This window comes from Mycolicibacterium chengduense (genome assembly GCF_033741155.1).
Taxonomy (GTDB): domain Bacteria; phylum Actinomycetota; class Actinomycetes; order Mycobacteriales; family Mycobacteriaceae; genus Mycobacterium.
Map to the genome: position 1 here is coordinate 729008 of NZ_JAWQNH010000001.1, position 19843 is coordinate 748850.

The window sequence follows — 19843 nt, forward strand, 5'->3', positions numbered from 1 at the left end:
AGTGACCTCGCACATTTCTTGAGATTCGGTCGTTCCGGTCCTGCCCTGCAGGTACCGGACGGTCGCCAAGAGCGTAGCTCACTCCTCGCGGCGGCGGCGCCGCCCACCTCCGGTCTGGCCGGCCTGCAACCGCGACAGCAGCTCCGAGACGGGTTGGCCGCCAGCGTGCTGACCTGCGCTTTCCTCCGGGGTTTCGGCGGTGGGCTGGGGCTCGCCCGGCCCGCGGTGCCGAGCCGGCCGGTCAGCTGTGTCCCCCGGCGCCTCGCTTGCCCGCAACGGTTCCTGCGGCAGTGGCGGCGTCGCCAGCGTCGGCGCGGCGGTGCTCTCGGGCGGTGCGGCGTGCCGCGAACGCGGCGGGGCCTCGGGTTCGCCGGTGCTGGAATGCCGCCCACGCCGGGTCTCCACCGGCGGCGGGGTCATGGCCGGCTCGGGATGAGCCTGCGGCGCAGTGCCGGTGGCCGGGGGCGACACCCAGTTGCTGCCGGGGGCGCCGGCCGGAATGAACTGGCCTTCCGCCGGTGCGGGTTGCCAGCCGGTGCCCGGCTGGGTCGGCGGGGCCGGTGGCGGCGGTGCCCATGCCTGCGCCGGCGCGGGTTCCGGCTGCGGCGCTGCCGGGGCTTGCCATACCGATTCCCGGGCCGGCGGGGCGACGGGTGGCTGGGGCTGGGGGGGTACCTGCGGCGACGGTTGCGGGGCTGGTTGGGGGGCAGGCTCGGTCCATGGCTCGGTCCATGGTGGCTGCTCGGCTTCACCGGCCCGGCGGTGCGCTCCACCGGCGGGTTGCCACGGCGCCCACTGCGGTTCCGGCACCGGCGGCTCGGCGGGCACGTCGATGATCGGGCTTTCCTCGGTGCGCGGCTCCGCGGCCGGGCGGGGCGGGGTGAACGACGGGATGAAGGAGTCGGCCCGCTCCCCCTCGTCGATACGGCTGGCGATGACACGGCCGGCCGGACGATCGGTTTCCAGCGCCGGCCGCTGGTCGAGGTCGGTGTCGAACAGGATCTCCAGATTGTTGCGCAGCGCCGCCAACTCGGCCCGCAGGGCCGCAACCTCGTCGGCGGCCTGGGCGCGCAGCTCCGCGGTCAGTTCGCGACGCAGTTGCGCCTCCACCGCGAGTTCGTATTCGCGGCGCGCCGAGATCTCACGGTCGAGTTGGAGGTCGTAGACCAGCTTGAGATCGCGCACCTTGGCCTGGTCGACATCGCTCTGCCTGCGATAGATGACCGAGACGAAGGCGGCGACCACCGCCGCCCACAACGCCAGTACCACCGCGAGTTTGAGCAATTCGACCCGGTTGGTGAACACCAGCACGGAACTGGCCACGATGGCCAGCACCAGCAACACCGACAGCAGCATCCATCCCGGCCTGCGGGACACGCGCCGAACACGCATGCCGCGGGACGGATCGGTCATGGGCCGACTGTACCGTTCACAGGTCACATCGCGTGTCGACCGCTCCGGCGATTCGACAGGGATTCGGCGCCGCTCGGTTACTCGGGCGCCGCGTCCCGCGGCTCCTCCGGTTCGTCGGGTGACTTGCAGCAATGCTCCAACCACAGGGCCGCGATCACCAGGGCCAGCGCGCACAGCGCGGCCACCACCGCACCCCCGGTGTCCTCACCGGCGACGCGCAACTCGCCGCGGCGCGGCAGCAGATAGCCGAGAACGCCCACCCACCAGCCGAAAACCAGCGCACCCAGCCAGGCGGACGCCTTGGCGGTGACCACCGAGCGGGCCACCGCCAGCGGGTGCAGTCTGCCGCCGCCCACCCCGATGCGGCCCGCGCGGATCTTGGCCCGCACGTGCTGTCCCCAGCCGGCTTCCGCCGCCGCGACCGCCAGCAGTGACACTCCGGTCAACAAGGTGATCGGCGGGAACCACTTGTACAAGCCGACCACCAGCAGGTAGCTCAGCACGGCGGCGATCACCGCCGCCACCACCAGATCGCGTTTGCGGGTCGGGCCCATCAGGGACTCAGCACCAGGTCGGTCGGCCGGACACCGGCGCGGTCCTTGGCGTCCAGTTCGGCCAGCAAGGCGGCGACCGGCCGTTCGGTGCCGGTCACCCACAGCAGCGCGTCGGGGTCGGCGGCCAACCAGGGAATCAGCACGAAGGCGCGCAGATGGGCGAAAGGATGAGGCAGTGTCAGCTGCGGGTCGTCGCTGCGAAGCTGCCCGGACCCGTCCTGGCAGACGATGATGTCGACATCCAGCGTCCTTGGTCCCCAATGGATTTCGCGCACCCGACCGGCGGCGTTCTCGAACTCCTGGCCGATCCGCAGCCAGTCCGCCGGGCTGCGGTCCGGGTGCTCGGCGATGACGACGGCGTTCAGGAAGGGGCCCTGCTCGACCCCACCCCAGGCGTCGCTCTCGTAGACCGGCGAGACCGCTCGAACACAGCCGTCGAGACCGTCGACCACCGACTGCAGATGAGCCAGCCGGTCACCGAGGTTGGACCCGATGGACAACACGGTGCGGGTCATGCCCGCTCCCGCATACCGCGCCGGGACCGCCGCGCCACCACCGCAACATCGTTGAAGGTCAACGGAATCGGGGCACTGGGCTTGTGCACGACGACCTCGACCGCATGCACCCGGGGATCGGTCATCACGTCGTCGGCGATCTCGGCCGACACGGTCTCGATCAGGTTGCGCGGCGGGCCTGCGACGATGGCGGCGGCCCGCTGGGCCAGCGCACCGTAATCCAGGGTGTCGGCCAAGTCGTCGCTGGCCGCGGCCGCGGCCAGGTCCACCCAGACCGTCAGGTCGACCACGAAGTCCTGGCCGTCGCGGCGCTCATGGTCGAAAACCCCGTGATGTCCGCGGACGGTCAAACCGCGCAGTTCGATTCGATCAGCCATGCTGCCAGGCTCCCACCACCGCCAGCGCGTCGACCGACGCCCGCACGTCGTGCACGCGCACTCCCCATGCACCGTCGCGTGCGGCGAGCGCAGAGATCACGGCCGTCGCCGTCTCCCGCCCCGCCGGGGGACGCGCCTGGCCGTCGTCGCCGGCCAACAAGGTGCCCAGGAATCGCTTACGGGAGGCACCCACCAGCACCGGCAGGCCGGTGCCGACGAATTCGGGCAATGCCCGCAGCAGCGCCCAATTGTGTTGCCCGGTCTTGGCGAAGCCCAGCCCGGGATCGATGATCAGATTGCCCGCGGCCACCCCCGCCGACATCGCGGCGTCCACGCTGCGCAGCAACTCCTCGCGCACCTCGCGCACCACGTCGGTGTACTGCGGCACCTCGTGCGGGCGGTCCGCGCCGACCGAACGCCAATGCATCAGGATCCATGGCGCGCCGGCCTCGGCGACCACACCCGCCATGGCCGGGTCCGCCCGCCCGCCCGACACGTCGTTGACGATCCGCGCGCCCGCCGCCAGCGCCGCCTCGGCGACCGCCGCGTGCATGGTGTCGATGCTGATGGTGAGGCCATGGGCGGCAAGCTCTTTGATGACCGGCACCACCCGGCCGGTCTCCACCGCCGCGTCCACCCTGGTGGCACCGGGCCGGGTGGACTCCCCACCGACGTCGATGATCGCGGCCCCATCGGCGACCAGCTGCAGGGCGTGCGCCACGGCACGGTCCCGATCCAGGAACTGTCCGCCGTCGGAGAAGGAATCGTCGGTGACGTTGACGACGCCCATCACCACCGGGGCGGGCGGAAGCGGGCTGTCGCTCACTTGCGCAGGATCAGTTCCAGTGCCTCGGCCCGGGACGCCGTGTCCGTCTTGAACTGTCCGCGCACGGCCGACGTGGTGGTCACGGCACCGGGTTTGCGCACCCCGCGCATAGCCATGCACAGGTGCTCGGCCTCGATCACGACAATCGCCCCGCGCGGGTCGAGCTTGCGCATCAGCGCGTCGGCGATCTGCGCGGTCAGCCGCTCCTGCACCTGCGGGCGCTTGGCGTACAGGTCGACCAGGCGGGCGATCTTGGACAGCCCGGTCACCCGGCCGTCCCGACCGGGGATATACCCGACGTGGGCCACCCCGTGGAAGGACACCAGGTGGTGCTCACAGGTGGAGTACATCGGGATTTCCTTCACCAGCACCAGTTCGTCGTGCTGTTCGTCGAAGGTGGTGTTGAGCACCGCGTCCGGATCGGTGTACAGCCCGGCGAAGATCTCCCGATAGGCGCGCGCCACCCGGGCCGGGGTATCCACCAGACCGTGCCGGTCCGGGTCTTCGCCGACCGCGAGCAGCAGCTCCCGCACGGCAGCCTCGGCGCGCGGCTGGTCGAAATCGCGCAGCGCCGCGTTGGCCTCGCTGGCCGTCATCGACGCTCCTCCGGCGCCGGCTCGCCGTGGGGCGGGTAGGGCGGATACGGCTGCTGGTGCTGCGGCGGATACCCGGGCTGTTGTGGCGGTTGTTGCGCCGGGGGGTACCAGTACCCCTGCTGCGGCGGCTGCCCGCCGGGCTGACGCGGCGGCCAGCCCGGGGCGTGCCAGCCGGCCGGGGCGCCATAGTCGGGCTGCGCGGGATGGGCACCGTTGGGCGCCCCGTTGCTGCCGTTGGCATGTCCGCCGACACCGTTGCCGTTCGTGCCTGCGGCGGCCTCGGCGGCCGCGTTGGCCTTGGCCATCGCCGCCTTGAATGCCGGTTCGGGCGCCGGGGGCGGCCACGGTTCGCCGCGTTCGATGGCGATCTCGCCCGGCGTCTTGATGGGCGGCTTGTCCGACGGGATGCGGCCACCGAAGTCGTCGAACATGGTCAACCGCGGCCGCTTCTTGACGTCGGCGAGGATGCGCTCCAGGTCCGGGCGGTGCAGGGTTTCCTTCTCCAGCAACTCGCCGGCGAGCACGTCGAGGGTGTCGCGGTATTCGGTGAGCACCTCCCACGCCTCGGTGTGGGCGGCCTCGATCAGCTTGCGCACCTCGTCGTCGATATCGCGGGCCACCTCGTGACCGAAATCGGCTTGGGTGCCCATGGTGCGGCCCAGGAACGGGTCGCCGTGCTCGGTGCCGTAGCGCACCGCACCCAACTTCGGGCTCATGCCGTGCTCGGTGACCATCGCGCGCGCGACCTTGGTGGCGTTCTCGATATCGGACACCGCGCCCGTGGTCGGCTCGCGGAAGATCAGTTCCTCGGCGGCCCGGCCGCCGATGGCCATCACCAGCCGGGCGATCAGCTCGGACCGGGTCTGCAGGCCCTTGTCGTCCTCGGGGACGGCGACGGCGTGCCCGCCGGTGCGGCCGCGGGCCAGGATGGTGACCTTGTACACCGGATCCAGGTGCGGCATCGCCCAACCGGCCAGGGTGTGCCCGGCCTCGTGGTAGGCGGTGATCTTCTTCTCCAGCTCGCTGATGATGCGACCCTTGCGGCGCGGGCCGCCGATCACCCGGTCGACGGCCTCTTCCAGGGCCGGTCCGGTGATGACGGTGCCGTTCTCCCTGGCCGTCAGCAGTGCGGCCTCGTTGATGACGTTGGCCAGGTCGGCACCGGAGAATCCGACGGTGCGCTTGGCCAGCCCGTCCAGATCGGCGTCGGGGGCGATCGGCTTGCCCTGCGAATGCACGCGCAGCACAGCGCGCCGGCCCGCGAGGTCGGGGTTGGACACCGGGATCTGGCGGTCGAATCGGCCGGGCCGCAGCAGCGCGGGGTCCAGGATGTCGGGCCGGTTGGTGGCGGCGATCAGGATGACGCCCTGCCGGTCACCGAAGCCGTCCATCTCGACGAGCAGCTGGTTGAGCGTCTGCTCGCGCTCGTCGTGGCCGCCGCCCATGCCGGCGCCGCGCTGGCGGCCGACGGCGTCGATCTCGTCGACGAAGATGATGCACGGGCTGTTCTGCTTGGCCTGCTCGAAAAGGTCGCGGACCCGGGACGCGCCGACGCCGACGAACATCTCGACGAAGTCCGAGCCGGAGATCGTGAAGAACGGAACCCCGGCCTCACCCGCCACGGCACGCGCCAGCAAGGTCTTACCGGTGCCAGGCGGACCGAACAGCAGCACACCCTTGGGAATCTTGGCGCCGAGGGCCTGATAGCGGCTCGGGTTCTGCAGGAAGTCCTTGATCTCGTAGAGCTCTTCGACGGCCTCGTCGGCGCCCGCCACATCGGCGAACGTGGTCTTGGGCATGTCCTTGCCCAGCTGCTTGGCCTTCGACTTGCCGAAACCGAAGCCCATCCGGCCGCCGGTCTGCATGCGGGAGAACATCACGAACAGGCCGACGAGCAGCAGCAGCGGCAGCAGGTAGATGAGCAGGGAACCCAGCACGCTGCCCTGGTTGACCACGGTGTTGGTCTTGGCGTTCTTGGCGCTCAGGGCGTTGAAGAGGTCAACCCCGTACCCGGTCGGGTACTTGGTGATGATCTTGTTGCTGTTCTCGGTGTCACCGTTGCCGGATTTCAACTCGAGGCGCAGCTGCTGCTCGCGGTCGTCGATCTGGGCGCTCTTGACGTTGTCTGCATTGATCTGCGCCATCGCCACCGAGGTGTCGACGGGTTTGTATCCGCGGGTGTCATCGCTGAAATAGAAGAAGGACCAACCCAGCAGCAGCACGACCGCGATCGCGGTGACTGTGCGGATCACGTTTTTACGGTTCATCGATGTCTTCCGCCGGCGCGGTGGCCGGCCCGGTCCTTCCAATGTGCGCAGTTGAGAACTTTCAGGCTACCGCTAGACCAACGATCGGCAGTTCCCACCGTGGGATCAAGCTCACCTTTGCATCACCGGTGTGCTTGGCTGGCTGCGTGCCGACACCGACGGAGCGGTCAGTGCACACCAACGGTGTGACGCTGCGGATCACCGAGGCCGGCGAGCGGGGCGCGCCGGTGGTGGTGCTGGCCCACGGGTTCCCCGAGCTGGCGTACTCGTGGCGGCATCAGATACCGGCGCTGGCCGCCGCCGGTTATCACGTCATCGCCCCCGATCAGCGCGGCTACGGCGGGTCGGCACGCCCGCCCGCCATCGGTGACTACGACATCGTGGCGCTGACCGCGGATCTGGCCGGCCTGCTCGACGACGTCGGTGCCGAGCGGGCCGTCATGGTCGGTCACGACTGGGGGTCGCCGGTGGTGTGCAATTTCGCCCTGCTGTACCCGGAGCGGGTGGCGGCCGTGGCGGCGCTGAGTGTGCCGCCGGTGCCTCGGGCGACGGAGCCGCCCACCCGGATCTGGCGCAGGCTGGTCGGCGACGGTTTCTTCTACATCCTGCATTTCCAGGAGCCGGGTGTCGCCGACGCGGAGTTGGCCCACGATGTGCGCGTCACCATGGCCCGCATCTTCGCGATGCAGGGATTCACCGCGCCGGCCGGCGACCTCGCGGGTGATCCGGTGCCGCCGCTGCCGGAGTGGATGAGTGCCGATGAGTTCGACCGGTATGTGGCGGCGTTCGAGCGGACCGGGTTCACCGGCCCGCTGAACTGGTACCGCAACTTCGACCGCAACTGGGAGCTGACCGAAACCACCCCGGCGCGCACCATCGCGGTCCCGACCCTCTTCCTCGCCGGCAGTGCGGACCCGGTGCTGACGTTCACGCCACGTCATCGCGTGCACGACGTGGTCACCGGCGACTACCGCGAGGTGCTGCTCGACGGGGCCGGGCACTGGTTGCAGCAGGAACGCCCCGCCGAGGTGAACGCCGTGCTGCTGGACTTCTTGCGGCCCCTCGGCAACCCGCCCTCACATAGCCGTACCCGACACGCCGGCGCGGATTCGCACCCCCGCTAGGACAAGAGCGATCTCGTCACGCAGCGCGGTGTCGGTGGCGCCGAACGGGGCGACGCCGAGATCGACTCGATAGCTGCGTCCGGCCGCGGGAACCAGGGCCATGATGTTGAAAACTCTTCGTCCGCGAGGCGAGTCGAGCAACACGTGGGAGCGCGCAGGAAAGCCGCACAAGGTGGTCGGCGGTTGTTTGTCGACGTGCTGGCCCTGCGTGGCAAGGTCGTCGACGACTTCGAATTGGTAGTCCAGGTAGTCGTCGGGACTGCGTCCATCGATATCCGCGGTCACATCGGAAACCGTCGCCACCGCTATCGGAGGCTGCGCGTCGGCACCTTGCACCGGACCCGTCAACACCACCGCAGATTGCGGCCGTGCGGATTCCCCTTCCGATTGTTCTGCGCGTCGCCCCGCGGCCAGCAACCGTGCGGCGTCCTCAGGCCGGGACTGCCAGCGCTGCGGTCGAGGCACCTCCACGTGGACTCCGAGCGATGCGGCTCCTTCGTCGGCGACCCATTCCGTCGCCTCCACCGGCGCACATCCGGGTGCCGACGGCGGCGTCGCCTCCACCGGTGAGCCGGCTCCCGGTGCACTACAGCCGACGAGACCCGTCACGACCGCCGCGATCGCCAGTCCATACCGTCCAGGCGACGATGCCCCGCCGCGCTTCCCAGCCCTCAACTCAACCCCCGCCCCCACCACCGACAGCCTTTCCCTTCCAGTAATCGTCCGGTACAGGCCGCCGAGAACTGCAGTGACGTCCGCCACAACGGGCTGACCTGTGCGGCTACCCACAGCCGCTAGGGTGCGAACATGCCCCTTGCACTGCGTGCACCGGTCCGTATCAGCCTCGCCCTCCGTCTGGCCATCGTTGCCGCGGCGGTTGCTGTCGGCGTAGCCGCCTGCGACTCCAAACCGGCCCCGCAGCCGGGTGAGAACGCGCCGCGTCAGGTCACGGTGATCGGCAGCGGGAAGGTGCAGGGCACCCCCGACACGCTGACGGTGTCGGCGTCCATGGAGGCCACCGCACCCGATATCACCGCGGCGCTGAACCAGACCAGCCAGCGCCAGCAGGCGGTGATCACCGCGCTGGGCGGGGCCGGTGTCGACAAGAAGGACATCAGCACGTCGCAGGTGTCGCTGCAGCCGCAGTACAACATCGACGGTTCCACCATCTCCGGCTATCGGGCCAGCAACTCCATCGAGGTGAAGATCCGCAAGATCGACACCGCGTCGAACGTGTTGGCGCTCATCGCCAACACCGGTGGTGAGGCCACCCGGATCAACTCCATCAACTACTCGATCGAGGACGACTCGCAGCTGGTGAAGGACGCCAGGGCCCGCGCCTTCGACGACGCCAAGGACCGGGCCGACCAGTACGCGCAGCTGTCCGGGCTCGCGCTGGGCAAGGTCATCTCAATTTCCGAAGCGCCATCCGGCAGTACTCCCCCGCAGCCGCCGACCCCGATGCCGCGCGCGGCGATGGCCGAGGCGGTGCCGCTGGAGCCCGGCCAGCAGACGGTCGGTTTCTCGGTGACGGTGGTGTGGGAGCTGACTTAACCGGCGGGTGCGATATCGACCGGGATGCCGTTGAGCACGACCGTTCCCGACAGCGGGTCCAACGCGGCACCGTCGTTGAGCTGATTGACGTTCACCCCGGGCGCCACCGCGGCGACACCGAGCCGGGTGCCCGCACGGTCGTGCCCCCAACCGTGCGGCAGGGACACCACACCGCGGCGCATATCCGCGGTCAGCTCGACCGGGGCGATCAGTTCCCCACCGGGGCCGCGCACCTTGGCCGCGTCGGTCAGGCCCAGTTCGGCGGCGTCGTCTGGATGCACCTGCAGCGTGCACGTGTTGCTTCCGCCGGTCAGCGTCGCCACATTGTGCATCCAGCTGTTGTTGGACCGCAGGTGCCGACGGCCGATCAGCACATACGCTTCGGCGGCCCGTCCGATCGATTCACGTAGCCGGGCGCTGTCGGCCACCAGCGGCGCCGGGGCCAGCTCCACCTTGCCCGAAGGAGTCGAAAGGACTTGCGCCAGTCGGGGTTTCAGCGGACCCAGGTCGATACCGTGCGGCGCCTGCCCTAGCCGGGCCAGCGTCAGTCCGTCCGGGTCGGCGCCGAAACCGTCGCCGTACGGACCGAGGCGCAGCATCATGTCCAGCCGGCGCTCGTACCCCCGCGTCCCGCTCAGCGCCGCGGTCAGGTCTTCGACCGGCCTGCCGTGCACGGGCGAGTTCGGGTCGGCGGTGGCCTTGGCCAGTGCCGCGGCGATGATCTGGTCGTCGACGAGGCCGGGGTCGCCGTGCGCGCCGACGCCGAAGATGATCAGGGCGATCCGGGACAGGATCTCGGCCTCGTCGGGCCTGCCGTCCGCGGCGGGCAACACCGGCGGGGTGTAGCGCACGTTGTTGCGCAACGCCAGATTGTTCAGCGCGAAGTCGAAATGGGGGCTGGCCGACGGCGGGGGCGGCGGCAGGATGACATCCGCGTGCCGGGTGGTCTCGTTGAGGTACGGGTCGACCGACACCATGAACCCGACGGTGGCCAGCGCGCGGTCCAGCCGCGCACCGTCGGGCGCGGACAGCACCGGATTGCCCGCGATGGTGATCAGCGCCTTGACCTGACCGTCGCCGGGGGTGTCGATCTCTTCGGCGAGTGCGGCCGCGGGCAGTTCGGAGAGCACTTCGGGATGCCCGGACACCCGGCTGGACCACCGACCGGTGACGAATCCGCGCCCGGGCCCCGGCTTCTTCGGCGCGGGGGCGGTCGCCCCGAGCGGGAACATCGCCCCGCCGGGCCGGTCCAGGTTGCCGGTCAGGATGTTGACCACGTCGACCAGCCAGCTGCCCAGCGTGCCGAATTCGACTGTGGAGGTTCCCATTCGGCCGTACACCGCCGCGGACGGCGCCGCGGCGATCTCGCGGGCCAGTTCCCGGATCTCGGCGGCGGACACCCCGCAGTGCTCGGCCACCGTCTCCGGCGCGAATCCCGCGGCCAGCGTGCGCACCTGCTCGACACCGTCGACCAGATCCGCGATCGCACCCAGATCGGTGAGCCCCTCGTCGAACAACACGTGCACCACCGCGAACAGCAGTGCGGCATCGGTGCCGGGGCGCGGCGTGATGTGCCGGTCGGCCAGGGCAGCGGTCCTGGTGCGCGCCGGGTCGATGACCGTCAGCCGACCGCCGCGTTTACGCAGTGCGCGCAGCTTGCCGGGGAAGTCCGCTGCGGTGGCCAACGAGCCGTTGGACACCATCGGGTTGGCGCCGATGATCACCAGGTGGTCGGTGCGATCGATATCGGGCACGGTGAAGGCGACCGGACTGCCGAACAGGTAGCCGAGGGCGACGTGTTTGGGCATCTGATCCAGCGTGCTGGCGGAAAACACCTGTTTGGTGCCCAGCGCCTTGGCGATCACCGGCGCATACAGCGCTCCGGCGACGGTGTGCGCATTCGGGTTGCCCAGGTACACCCCGACCGACGTCCCGCCGTGTGCGGCCAGCACATCGCCGAGTCCGGCGGCGACCGCGTCGAACGCCTCGGTCCAGGTGGCCTCGACCAATTCGCCGTCGCGCCGGATCAGCGGGCGACGCAACCGGTCCGGGTCGTTGTCCAGACCGGGCAGGCTGGCGCCTTTGGGGCAGATGAATCCGGCGCTGAATACGTCGTCGGCGTCCCCGCGGGCGTGGGTGACCCGGCCTGCCTCGATGGTCAGCACCAAACCGCAGGTGGCTTCGCAGAGCGGGCAGATCCGTTGGGCTGTTTCGGTCATCACCGCATTCTGCGCCGGTTAGGGGAGCTCGTACACCTTGGGTTCCAGCGTGCCGATGAACGGCAGGTCGCGGTAGCGCTCGGCGTAGTCCAGGCCGTAGCCGACGACGAACTCGTTGGGGATGTCGAAGCCGATGAACGAGATGTCCACGTCCGCGCGCACCGCCTCCGGTTTGCGCAGTAACGCGCACACCTGCAGGGAACGCGGACGCCGGGTGGCCAGGTTGCGCAGCAGCCACGACAGGGTCAGCCCGGAGTCGACGATGTCCTCGACGATCAGCACGTGCCGGTCGTTGATATCGCGGTCGAGATCTTTGAGGATGCGCACCACGCCCGACGACGAGGTGGACGACCCGTAGGAACTGACGGCCATGAATTCCAGTTGGGTGGGCAGCGGGATGGCCCGCGCCAGGTCGGTGACGAACATCACCGCACCCTTGAGCACCGTGACCAGCAGCAGGTCGTCGGCACCGGCGACGAGGTCGCGGTAGTGCTCGGCGATGCTGGCCGCCAATTCGGCGGTGCGCGTCTGGATCTGCTCCTCGGTGTACAGCACCGACTTGATGTCACCGGAGTACAACTCGGCGGCGGAATGCGCAGGCACGCCCACAGCGTGCCACGTCAACGCGCCCGGTTCCAACGGCGGTCTCGGATCAGACCGGTTCGGTGTGCATCGTCAGCATCCCGTCGCGGCGGGACGCGAACAGCCGGGCGCGCCGCTCACTGCTACGGCCTGCCGAGGGGACTGCCACCCCGCCCTGACCGCGCCACTCGGTCACCAGCGCGTCGACGCGGTGAATCTGGGCGCTGGTGAGGTCCCGCGCACCACCGTCGAGCAGCCAGCGCCGGATCACCCGGCGGCGGACCGCGGCGGGCAGGCCGGCCAGCCCCGCGATGTCCAAACCGTCACCGCGCCGCACCTCGTCCGTGGCCCCGGCGGCCAACGCGTCCAGCGCCTCGGAATCCTCCCGCAGCGCCGCGGCGGTGCGGGCCAACGCCTCGGCCACGCCACCCCCGAGCACCTCTTCCAGCAAGGGCAGCACCTCGGTGCGCAGCCGGACCCTGGTGAACCGCGGGTCGGTGTTGTGCGGGTCTTCCCAGGGCCGCAGACCCAGTTCGGCGCAGGCCGCCCGGGTCACGGTACGGCGGACCGCGAGCAGGGGACGCCCCCACGGGGCGTCGTAGTCGCGCATCCCGGCGATCGACCGGGCCCCCGACCCGCGACCCAGCCCGAGCACCACCGTCTCGGCCTGATCGTCGAGCGTGTGCGCCAACAGCACCGGCAGCCCGGCACGGGCCTCGTCGAGCGCCCGGTAACGCGCGGCCCTGGCCGCCGCCTCCGGTCCGCCCTCGGTACCGACGTCGACGGTGAGCACGTGCGCCGCAACGCATCCCAGATCCAGCGCCTGCTGCCGGGCGTGCCGGGCGACATCGGCCGAATCGGGCTGCAGCCCATGGTCGACGATCAGCGCGACGGTGGGCCGCAGCGTCGCGGCGGCGGCGGTCAGGGCCAGCGAGTCGGCACCGCCGGACAGCGCGACGCACCAGCGTTGGCCACCGTGTGCGGCCGCAAAGGCGCCGACGGCAGCGCGCACGAGCGTTACAGCACCCGGTCGATCCACCGTTGCGGCTCTTCGATTTCCGTGGGCAGCGGTAACGTCTCGGCGCTGGTCCAGATGGTGTTGAACCGCGCCATGCCGACCCGGCCCACCACCTCGTCGACGAATGCCTTACCCCTGGTGTACTGGCTCATCTTGGCGTCGAAACCCAGCAGTGCCCGGATGATCCGTTGTAATGGGGGTTGTCGGCGCTGACGCCGGTCGTCGAATCGGCGGCGGATGGTGGCCACCGTCGGCACCACCGCGGGCCCGACGGCGTCCATCACATGCTCGGCGTGGCCTTCCAGCAGGGTGCCCAGCACCAGCAGCCGGTCCAGCGCCTGCCGTTGCGGTTCGGCCTGCACGGCGCGCAGCAAACCCACCACACCGCCCGAATGCGATTCGCCGGCTTCGCCGTTGCGCTGCCCCTTGATGTACTCGGCGAGCCGGCCGACCACTTCGCCGACCTGTTCACCGGCGTCCGAGGTGAGCGCGGCCAACGCGGACGACATGTGCTCGGGCAGCCACGGGTTGGCCCGGAACTGCACCCGGTGGGTCACCTCGTGCAGGCAGACCCACAACCGGAAGTCCGTCGGATCCACCCGCAATTGTCGTTCCACCGCAATGATATTCGGATACACGAGGAGCAGCTCACCACCGTTCTCACCGAACGGGTCGTACTGGCCGAGAATGCCCGCCGACACGAATGCCAACACCGCACCGGTCTGCGCCCCGGTGATCTTCGACGTCAGCAATCCGCCGGGCGTACCGGTGCCACCGGTCATCGTCCGCATCGAGCCGGTGGCCGCGCGTACCCATTGCGGGCGGTCCACCACCCTGGCGTCGGCGATGTCGGCGCCCTCGTTCATCCCGGTCACCTCGCGTACCGGAAGCTCTGCGCGCCTTGACAATTCGGAGAGCTGAGCAATGGCCTGGTCGCGGGTGTAGTCGGTGGTGACGGGGGCGGGCCTGGTCAGCTTGGCGCCGACCGTGGCGGCGAACTCCCAGTCGACCGCGCCACCGACGGTCAGCCGTGAACCGGGGCTCATCCGCCGCACCCGCACGACCGCAGCACCGCGGCCAGCGCATCCAGCGATGTCCGCCCGGTCGGCCCGGCATTGTTGGACATCAGCGCGAAGGTCAGCACCCGCCCACTCACATCGGTGACGATGCCCGCCAGCGTGTTGACCGCGGTCAGGGACCCGGTCTTGGCGCGCAACCAGCCGGCGGCCGCCTTACCGGCATCGGTGTCCAGGTAGCGGTTGGACAGCGTGCCGCTGCCGCCCGCGATCGGCAGCACGTCCACCAGCGGGCGGAGCTGGGGATGGTCCCCGCTCACCGCCGCGGCCACCGCACCGTCGAGCGTGTCGGCGGTCAACCGGTCGTTCACGGACAGTCCGCTGGAATCCACCAGGACCGCGCCGGCGGTGTCCACACCGACCTTGCGCAACTGGGTCAGCACGGCCTGCACGGCGCCGTCGAAACTCTGCGGGCGGCCCAGCGCCGCGGCGACCTCACGCCCCGTCGATTCGGCCATCACGTTGTCGGATTCGTTCATCATCTGCCGCAGCCGCTCCAGCAGCGGCGGCGATGCCACCGACGCGAGCTGCCTGGCGTCCGGGATCGGGCCTGCGGCCACGGTGACGGTGGCCGGATCGACGCCGAGCGCGGTGGCCAGCGCGCGGCCGGCATCCAGGCCGGGCGTGGTGGACCGTCGTGAATCGACCGATACCGGCTGAGTGCGGCCGCCGTCGAGCATCACCGACTCCATCGGGGCGATATCACCGCCGTCGATATCGGCGGGATCCCAGCCCGGCGCCATCGTGGGCCCGCTGTACGCGGACAGATCCACCTGCACGGCGGTCACCGTGATACCGCTGCGCTTGACCTGATCGGCCAGGTCGCTGATCCGCGCGGCACCCTTGTACCAGGTCGGCTTGCCGGCCGGGGCCGCCGACAGGGTGGGATCACCGCCGCCGCGCAACACCACCAGACCGGGCGTCGGCCCGGCCAGCACCGTGGTGCTCAGCGTGGCGCCGCGGTCCAGGGTGGCCAGTGCGGCCACGGTGGTGAGCACCTTGTTGGTCGAGGCGGGCAGCATCGGCACGGTCGCCCCCTGGGCCCACAGCTCGGCGCCGGTGCCGACGTCGGTCACCCGCCCGGTGAGCATGCCCAGGTTCGGATCGGCCAGCGGACCGGCCAGAGCGGCGGCCAGCCCGGCCGCCGACGGCTCGTCGGTGTCATTGCCCAGCGCCTGGACGCCGGGGGCGGCCGTGGCGGGGGCCGGCTGGGGCCGGATCGCGTCGGTGTTGCGCGCCGCGGTGTCCCCGGAGGCCATCACCGCGGCGACACCGACGACGGCACCCACGAGTACCAGTACCACCAGGCCGATCACCAGGTGGGTGGATCGGCGCCACCGAGCGGGCCGCATATAGAGCAGGGTATCGCTACCTCTAGGGTGGACCCGCGCCGCGACAGCGGTGCCCGCACCGTTATCCGTCCCCATGGAGGAGCTTTGAGCGAGCAGTTCGACGTCGTCATCGAGATCCCCAAGGGATCGCGCAACAAGTACGAGGTGGATCACGAGACCGGGCGGGTGAAGCTGGACCGCTACCTCTACACGTCGTTCGGTTACCCGACCGACTACGGCTTCTTCGAGAACACCCTCGGTGAGGACGGCGACCCGCTGGACGCGCTGGTGCTGCTGACCGAGTCGGTATTCCCCGGCGTCATCGTCGAGGCCCGGCCCGTCGCGATGTTCCAGATGACCGACGAGGCCGGCGGTGACGACAAGCTGCTGTGCGTGCCGGCCGGCGATCCGCGCTGGGATCACATCCAGGACCTGGCCGATGTGCCGCCGTTCGAGCTCGAGGCGATCAAGCACTTCTTCGTGCACTACAAGGACCTGGAGCCGGGCAAGTTCGTCAAGGCCGCCGACTGGGCCGGTCGGGACGCCGCGGTGGCCGAGCTGCAGCGCTCGATCGAGCGGTTCAAGACGCACTGAAGTTCAGCGGTAGCTGATTTTGCATTGCCGTAACACGCGGTAACCCCCGCGTGTCTTGCGCCTTCGATCATGAGAGGCGTGTTGATGCATCAGGGGATCGGCCTCGAGGCGTTCAACGCCATGCCACAGCGGCGCGCCATGCACGCCGTCTACGAGTGCGTGCACTGCGTGACACTGGCCGGGGACCTCGTGGCCGGGCGGCCCTACCCGGACCACGACGCGTTGTTCCGCCGGGCCGACGGGTTGCTGTTCGGGCTGTCCGAGCAGTCGGTCGACGCCATCCTGCAGGCCTACCCCTGTTCGGTGCGGCCCTGTGACGATACGGAGCGGTCCGCCCTGCTGGCCGCCGAGCAGCGCTACAGCGAGAAGTTCGGCTTCGACTACGTGATGTACGTTGCCGGCCTGTGTGCCCCTGACGTGCTCACCACGATCGCCGACCGCATGCACCACGACGTGGAGACCGAGCGCAAGGTGGTGCGCAACGAGCTCGCCAAGATCAACCGGACCCGGTTGGAGCGGATGCTCGGGCCGGAGGGCGGTTTCGACAACTGGTAGCCGTGGCAGCGATGAGCGCTCGCGCGAAGAGCATCAGACTCGGCATGAGCGCTCGCGCGAAGAGCATCAGACTCGGCATGAGCGCTCGCGCGAAGAGCATTAGGCTCGCCCGGTGAGCAGTGCTACCCCTCCCCCCTTCCAAGCTTTCCCGGATCTGGCGTCGCGCGCCGCGGGCGGTGCCGTGCTCTGGGCCAACGATGACGTGTTCGCCGAGAAGGAAAACCTGATCACCCCGGCCGCCGCCGAGCACCGGCCGGCCACCTTCGGTCACAAGGGTCAGATCTACGACGGCTGGGAGACGCGCAGGCGCCGCGGGGCCACCCCGGACTCCTGCGACTCGGCCATCGTCAGGCTCGGGGCACCGGCCCTGGTGCACGGCGTCGTGGTCGACACCGCCTGGTTCACCGGCAACTACCCGCCGCACATCTCGGTCGAGGCCGCCAACGTGGCGGGCCACCCCTCGGTCGAGGAACTGGTGCACAAGACGGAGTGGACGACCATCGTGGAACGCGCCGCGGTCAACGGGGACACGCGAAACCCCTTCCCGGTCAAGTCGACCCGACGCTGGACGCATGTACGCCTCTCGATGTACCCGGACGGCGGTATCGCCCGGTTCCGGGTACACGGCCAGGGCGTGCTCGATCCCGATTTCGCCGCCGCCCTGCCGCTGGACCTCGCCGCTCTGGAGAACGGTGGCCGGATCACGGCGTGTTCCAACATGTTCTACAGCTCGCCGAACAATCTGCTGCTGCCCGGGACCCCGCGGCACATGGGCGAGGGCTGGGAGACGTCGCGGCGCCGCGATGCCGGCAACGACTGGGTGCAGGTGCGGCTGGCCGGGCAAGGACTGCTCGCCGCCGCCGAACTGGACACCAGCTACTTCGTCGGGAACGCGCCGGGCTGGGCCCGGTTGTCCGGACGCAGCGGGGACGGCGACTGGTTCGAGGTGCTACCGCGCACCGAACTTCAGCCCGACACCCGGCACCGCTTCCTGATCGAGGACGACCGCCCGGTCACCGAGGCCCAGCTGGACATCTACCCGGACGGCGGAATGGCCCGGCTGCGGCTCTTCGGTCACTTGACCGAGTCTGGGCTGCAACAGGTTCGCCAGATCTGGGCGGCCAGCGCCTGAATCGGGCGGATGATGTCCCGATGACCGTGCACGGACATTGGGACAACCGCTTCACTGGGCTGGTCGAGGCGCTCGCCGAGGAGGTACAGACCGGCGGCGAGGTCGGTGCGGCCATCGCCGTGGACATCGACGGCGAATTGGTGGTCGACGTATGGGCCGGTCACGCCGACGCGGCGCGGACGGTGCCGTGGACCCGCGACACCATCGTCAACGTGTGGTCGTCGACCAAGACGGTCACCAGCCTGGCCGCGCTGATGCTCGTCGATCGCGGACTGATCACTGCCGACGACCGGGTGGCCGACCATTGGCCGGAGTTCGCCGCCAACGGCAAACACGATGTGCGGATCCGTCACCTGCTCACCCATTCCTCCGGTGTCTCGGGGTGGGAGCAACCCGTCGTCCCGGAGGACATCCTGGACTGGGACAGCTCGACTGCCGCATTGGCCGCTCAGGCGCCGTGGTGGGAGCCGGGCACCGCGTCGGGGTATCACGCCCTGACCTACGGACACCTGATCGGCGAGGTGGTGCGCCGGGTCACCGGCAGCCCGCTCAAGGAATTCGTACGCGACGAGATCGCCGGGCCGCTCGGGGCCGATTTCCAGATCGGTGCGGCCCCGGCCGACACCGACCGGATCGCCGAGATCATCCCGTCCACCGAACCTTTCGACCTACCGCCGATCGACCAGTGGACGGTGCCGATGCGCAAGACCTTCACCGGACCGGCACCCGACCCCGCCATCGCCAATACCGCGGCCTGGCGGGCCGCGGACCTCGGTGCGGTCAACGGGCACACCAACGCCAGGGCACTGGCCCGGATCCTGTCGGTGATCTCGCTCGGCGGCACCGTCGACGGCGTCACCCTGCTGCGCCCCGAAACGGTGGAGCAGATCTTCGAGGTGCAACTAGACGGGCCCGATCTGGTGCTGGCCGGCCATCCGCTGCGCTGGGGACTCGGGTTCGGGCTACCGAAACCGGAGACGATCCCGTATGTGCCGGACGAGAAGATCTGCTTCTGGGGCGGCTGGGGCGGGTCGTGGGAGACCATGAACCCCGACCGCCGCGCGACCGTCGCCTACGTGATGAACAAGATGGGTCCCGGTGTGGAGGGATCGGCGCGCACCGACCGGTACTTCCGGTTGGTCTACGACGCGCTGTGAGACACCAGGTTGTGCAGCGGTTCGCCCCGGCCCAGCCGGCCGATGTTGGCGGCGATATCGTCGGCGCGGCCCGCGAAGGTGTCCGCGGTGACCCCCGAGGAGTGCGGCGTCATCAGGATGTTGGTCAGCTCGTGAAACGGTAGGTCGGCGGGTGCGCCATCGCCCGCGCCCGGCGTCGGGTATCGATACCACACGTCGATGGCCGCGGCGCGAATATGGCTGTGCAGCAAGGCTTCGTAGAGCGCGCGCTCGTCGACCAGCGGGCCCCGTCCCACGTTGATGAGCACCCCGTCGGCCCCGAGCGCGGCCAGTTGCGCTGCCCCGATCATGCCGGTGGTCGCGGCGCTCAGCGGGGCCGAGACGACCACGACGTCGGATTCGGCCATCAGCCGGTCCAGGGCCGATGCGGTGTCGGCCGCCCAGGCCAGACCGTGCGCCGGGTCGACGCGCCCCGACCCGGTGACGGCCGCGCCGGTGCAACCCAACGCCCGCAACAACTCCCATGATCGGCGACCGATATGCCCGAACCCGACGAAGCCGACCCGCGCGCCCGCCACGGTGGGCGGTTGTGCGATGGTGTCGTCGTACACCGAGGTGGCCCACACCCCGCGCCGTAGCGCCCGGTCCTGCGCCAGGAAGTCCCGGCGCAGCGTGATCACGGCACTGAGCACGTATTCGGCGATCGAGTGCTCGTGATGGAAGGTGTTGGCCACCTGGACATCCGGGTCCAGCGCGGTGAAGTCGACCCGGTCGGTGCCGGCCCCGGCCACGTGGATGAGTCGCAGCTTCTCGGCCACCGCGGCCATCTCGGCGGTGAACCGGCCACCGACGAAGACCTCCGCGGTCCGCAGGGCGTGCCCGTCACCCCAGACCACGGATGCTCCGGCGGGCAGCGCCGCCTCGAAGCGAGTCCGGTGCGGTACCAGGTTGCGGTCGGCGACCAGGATCTGCAT

The 19843-nt window shown here is 70.0% G+C and carries 20 protein-coding genes; 6 read left to right on the top strand and 14 right to left on the bottom strand.

Translation table 11 applies throughout. The features are described from left to right. Nucleotides 1-78: 78 nt before the first annotated feature. From SBI67_RS03710 to ftsH, 7 genes are all read right to left on the bottom strand, one after another. Nucleotides 79-1413: a DUF6779 domain-containing protein gene (locus SBI67_RS03710; RefSeq protein WP_318979240.1), complete on the bottom strand. Its 1335-nt coding sequence runs from the start codon at nt 1411-1413 to the stop codon at nt 79-81. A gap of 77 nt (nt 1414-1490) precedes the next feature. Continuing rightward, the gene (locus SBI67_RS03715; RefSeq protein ID WP_318979241.1) at nt 1491-1967 is read right to left on the bottom strand and encodes a DUF3180 domain-containing protein; all 477 of its coding nucleotides are present in this window, start codon (nt 1965-1967) and stop codon (nt 1491-1493) included. Next, nucleotides 1967-2482, bottom strand: a complete 516-nt coding sequence (gene folK / locus SBI67_RS03720) for a 2-amino-4-hydroxy-6-hydroxymethyldihydropteridine diphosphokinase (protein WP_318979242.1) — start codon at nt 2480-2482, stop codon at nt 1967-1969. The genes SBI67_RS03715 and folK overlap by 1 nt, the downstream gene beginning before the upstream one ends. Continuing rightward, nucleotides 2479-2859, bottom strand: coding sequence for a dihydroneopterin aldolase (folB, locus tag SBI67_RS03725; protein WP_266049436.1), 381 nt, complete (start codon nt 2857-2859; stop codon nt 2479-2481). The genes folK and folB overlap by 4 nt, the downstream gene beginning before the upstream one ends. Further along, on the bottom strand, nt 2852-3649 hold the full coding sequence (gene folP, locus SBI67_RS03730) for a dihydropteroate synthase (RefSeq protein WP_318979564.1): 798 nt from the start codon (nt 3647-3649) through the stop codon (nt 2852-2854). Before folP ends, folB begins: the two co-directional genes overlap by 8 nt. Nucleotides 3650-3681: 32 nt before the next feature. Then, the gene (folE, locus tag SBI67_RS03735; RefSeq protein ID WP_318979243.1) at nt 3682-4281 is read right to left on the bottom strand and encodes a GTP cyclohydrolase I FolE; all 600 of its coding nucleotides are present in this window, start codon (nt 4279-4281) and stop codon (nt 3682-3684) included. Next, a complete protein-coding gene (gene ftsH / locus SBI67_RS03740) occupies nt 4278-6548 on the bottom strand; it encodes an ATP-dependent zinc metalloprotease FtsH (RefSeq protein WP_318979244.1) in 2271 nt (756 codons plus the stop codon). The genes folE and ftsH overlap by 4 nt, the downstream gene beginning before the upstream one ends. A 146-nt stretch (nt 6549-6694) precedes the next feature. Between ftsH and SBI67_RS03745 the strand changes: the two genes are divergently transcribed. Next, complete coding sequence (locus SBI67_RS03745) at nt 6695-7672, top strand: alpha/beta fold hydrolase (RefSeq protein ID WP_318979245.1); 978 nt, start codon at nt 6695-6697, stop codon at nt 7670-7672. Here the strand turns inward: SBI67_RS03745 and SBI67_RS03750 are convergent. Next, on the bottom strand, nt 7625-8281 hold the full coding sequence (locus SBI67_RS03750; RefSeq protein ID WP_318979246.1) for a hypothetical protein: 657 nt from the start codon (nt 8279-8281) through the stop codon (nt 7625-7627). The genes SBI67_RS03745 and SBI67_RS03750 overlap by 48 nt on opposite strands. 198 nt (nt 8282-8479) lie before the next feature. Here SBI67_RS03750 and SBI67_RS03755 point away from each other — a divergent pair, with 198 nt between their 5' ends. Beyond that, nucleotides 8480-9226: an SIMPL domain-containing protein gene (locus SBI67_RS03755; RefSeq protein ID WP_318979247.1), complete on the top strand. Its 747-nt coding sequence runs from the start codon at nt 8480-8482 to the stop codon at nt 9224-9226. Here SBI67_RS03755 and SBI67_RS03760 read toward each other — a convergent pair. From SBI67_RS03760 to dacB, 5 genes are read right to left on the bottom strand one after another with little or no spacing between them, the layout of a single operon-like run. Further along, nucleotides 9223-11445 (bottom strand): molybdopterin-dependent oxidoreductase, encoded by a 2223-nt coding sequence (locus SBI67_RS03760; RefSeq protein WP_318979248.1) that lies wholly within the window; start codon nt 11443-11445, stop codon nt 9223-9225. The two genes, SBI67_RS03755 and SBI67_RS03760, sit on opposite strands and share 4 nt — an antisense overlap. An 18-nt stretch (nt 11446-11463) precedes the next feature. After that, nucleotides 11464-12048, bottom strand: a complete 585-nt coding sequence (hpt, locus tag SBI67_RS03765) for a hypoxanthine phosphoribosyltransferase (protein WP_413232389.1) — start codon at nt 12046-12048, stop codon at nt 11464-11466. A 49-nt stretch (nt 12049-12097) separates the two neighbouring features. Then, on the bottom strand, nt 12098-13066 hold the full coding sequence (gene tilS, locus SBI67_RS03770) for a tRNA lysidine(34) synthetase TilS (RefSeq protein WP_318979250.1): 969 nt from the start codon (nt 13064-13066) through the stop codon (nt 12098-12100). Then, entirely contained in the window at nt 13045-14091 is a 1047-nt protein-coding gene (locus tag SBI67_RS03775) for an Rv3626c family coenzyme F420 biosynthesis-associated protein (protein WP_318979251.1), read from the bottom strand. The genes tilS and SBI67_RS03775 overlap by 22 nt, the downstream gene beginning before the upstream one ends. Continuing rightward, nucleotides 14088-15473 (bottom strand): D-alanyl-D-alanine carboxypeptidase/D-alanyl-D-alanine endopeptidase, encoded by a 1386-nt coding sequence (gene dacB, locus SBI67_RS03780; RefSeq protein WP_318979252.1) that lies wholly within the window; start codon nt 15471-15473, stop codon nt 14088-14090. The genes SBI67_RS03775 and dacB overlap by 4 nt, the downstream gene beginning before the upstream one ends. A gap of 84 nt (nt 15474-15557) precedes the next feature. Here dacB and SBI67_RS03785 point away from each other — a divergent pair, with 84 nt between their 5' ends. The 4 genes from SBI67_RS03785 to SBI67_RS03800 all read left to right on the top strand — a co-directional run bounded on the left by SBI67_RS03785 (nt 15558) and on the right by SBI67_RS03800 (nt 18890). Then, nucleotides 15558-16046, top strand: coding sequence for an inorganic diphosphatase (locus SBI67_RS03785; protein WP_024450517.1), 489 nt, complete (start codon nt 15558-15560; stop codon nt 16044-16046). Nucleotides 16047-16124: 78 nt separating this feature from the next. Further along, on the top strand, nt 16125-16601 hold the full coding sequence (locus tag SBI67_RS03790; protein WP_413232390.1) for a 2-oxo-4-hydroxy-4-carboxy-5-ureidoimidazoline decarboxylase: 477 nt from the start codon (nt 16125-16127) through the stop codon (nt 16599-16601). A gap of 112 nt (nt 16602-16713) precedes the next feature. After that, entirely contained in the window at nt 16714-17733 is a 1020-nt protein-coding gene (gene alc / locus SBI67_RS03795) for an allantoicase (protein ID WP_318979253.1), read from the top strand. Nucleotides 17734-17753: 20 nt separating this feature from the next. Further along, nucleotides 17754-18890 (top strand): serine hydrolase domain-containing protein, encoded by a 1137-nt coding sequence (locus SBI67_RS03800; RefSeq protein ID WP_318979254.1) that lies wholly within the window; start codon nt 17754-17756, stop codon nt 18888-18890. Here the strand turns inward: SBI67_RS03800 and SBI67_RS03805 are convergent. Beyond that, complete coding sequence (locus SBI67_RS03805; RefSeq protein WP_318979255.1) at nt 18875-19843, bottom strand: 2-hydroxyacid dehydrogenase; 969 nt, start codon at nt 19841-19843, stop codon at nt 18875-18877. The two genes, SBI67_RS03800 and SBI67_RS03805, sit on opposite strands and share 16 nt — an antisense overlap.

Excerpts from the sequence above, each read along its gene's own strand:
- SBI67_RS03800 (WP_318979254.1), top strand. The coding sequence starts at position 17,754 with ATGACCGTGCACGGACATTGGGACAACCGCTTCACTGGGCTGGTCGAG.
- SBI67_RS03775 (WP_318979251.1), bottom strand. The coding sequence starts at position 14,091 with ATGAGCCCCGGTTCACGGCTGACCGTCGGTGGCGCGGTCGACTGGGAG.
- SBI67_RS03755 (WP_318979247.1), top strand. The coding sequence starts at position 8,480 with ATGCCCCTTGCACTGCGTGCACCGGTCCGTATCAGCCTCGCCCTCCGT.
- ftsH (WP_318979244.1), bottom strand. The coding sequence starts at position 6,548 with ATGAACCGTAAAAACGTGATCCGCACAGTCACCGCGATCGCGGTCGTG.
- SBI67_RS03760 (WP_318979248.1), bottom strand. The coding sequence starts at position 11,445 with ATGACCGAAACAGCCCAACGGATCTGCCCGCTCTGCGAAGCCACCTGC.
- folP (WP_318979564.1), bottom strand. The coding sequence starts at position 3,649 with ATGGGCGTCGTCAACGTCACCGACGATTCCTTCTCCGACGGCGGACAG.
- dacB (WP_318979252.1), bottom strand. The coding sequence starts at position 15,473 with ATGCGGCCCGCTCGGTGGCGCCGATCCACCCACCTGGTGATCGGCCTG.
- folK (WP_318979242.1), bottom strand. The coding sequence starts at position 2,482 with ATGACCCGCACCGTGTTGTCCATCGGGTCCAACCTCGGTGACCGGCTG.
- folB (WP_266049436.1), bottom strand. The coding sequence starts at position 2,859 with ATGGCTGATCGAATCGAACTGCGCGGTTTGACCGTCCGCGGACATCAC.
- SBI67_RS03715 (WP_318979241.1), bottom strand. The coding sequence starts at position 1,967 with ATGGGCCCGACCCGCAAACGCGATCTGGTGGTGGCGGCGGTGATCGCC.
- folE (WP_318979243.1), bottom strand. The coding sequence starts at position 4,281 with ATGACGGCCAGCGAGGCCAACGCGGCGCTGCGCGATTTCGACCAGCCG.
- SBI67_RS03710 (WP_318979240.1), bottom strand. The coding sequence starts at position 1,413 with ATGACCGATCCGTCCCGCGGCATGCGTGTTCGGCGCGTGTCCCGCAGG.
- SBI67_RS03805 (WP_318979255.1), bottom strand. The coding sequence starts at position 19,843 with ATGCAGATCCTGGTCGCCGACCGCAACCTGGTACCGCACCGGACTCGC.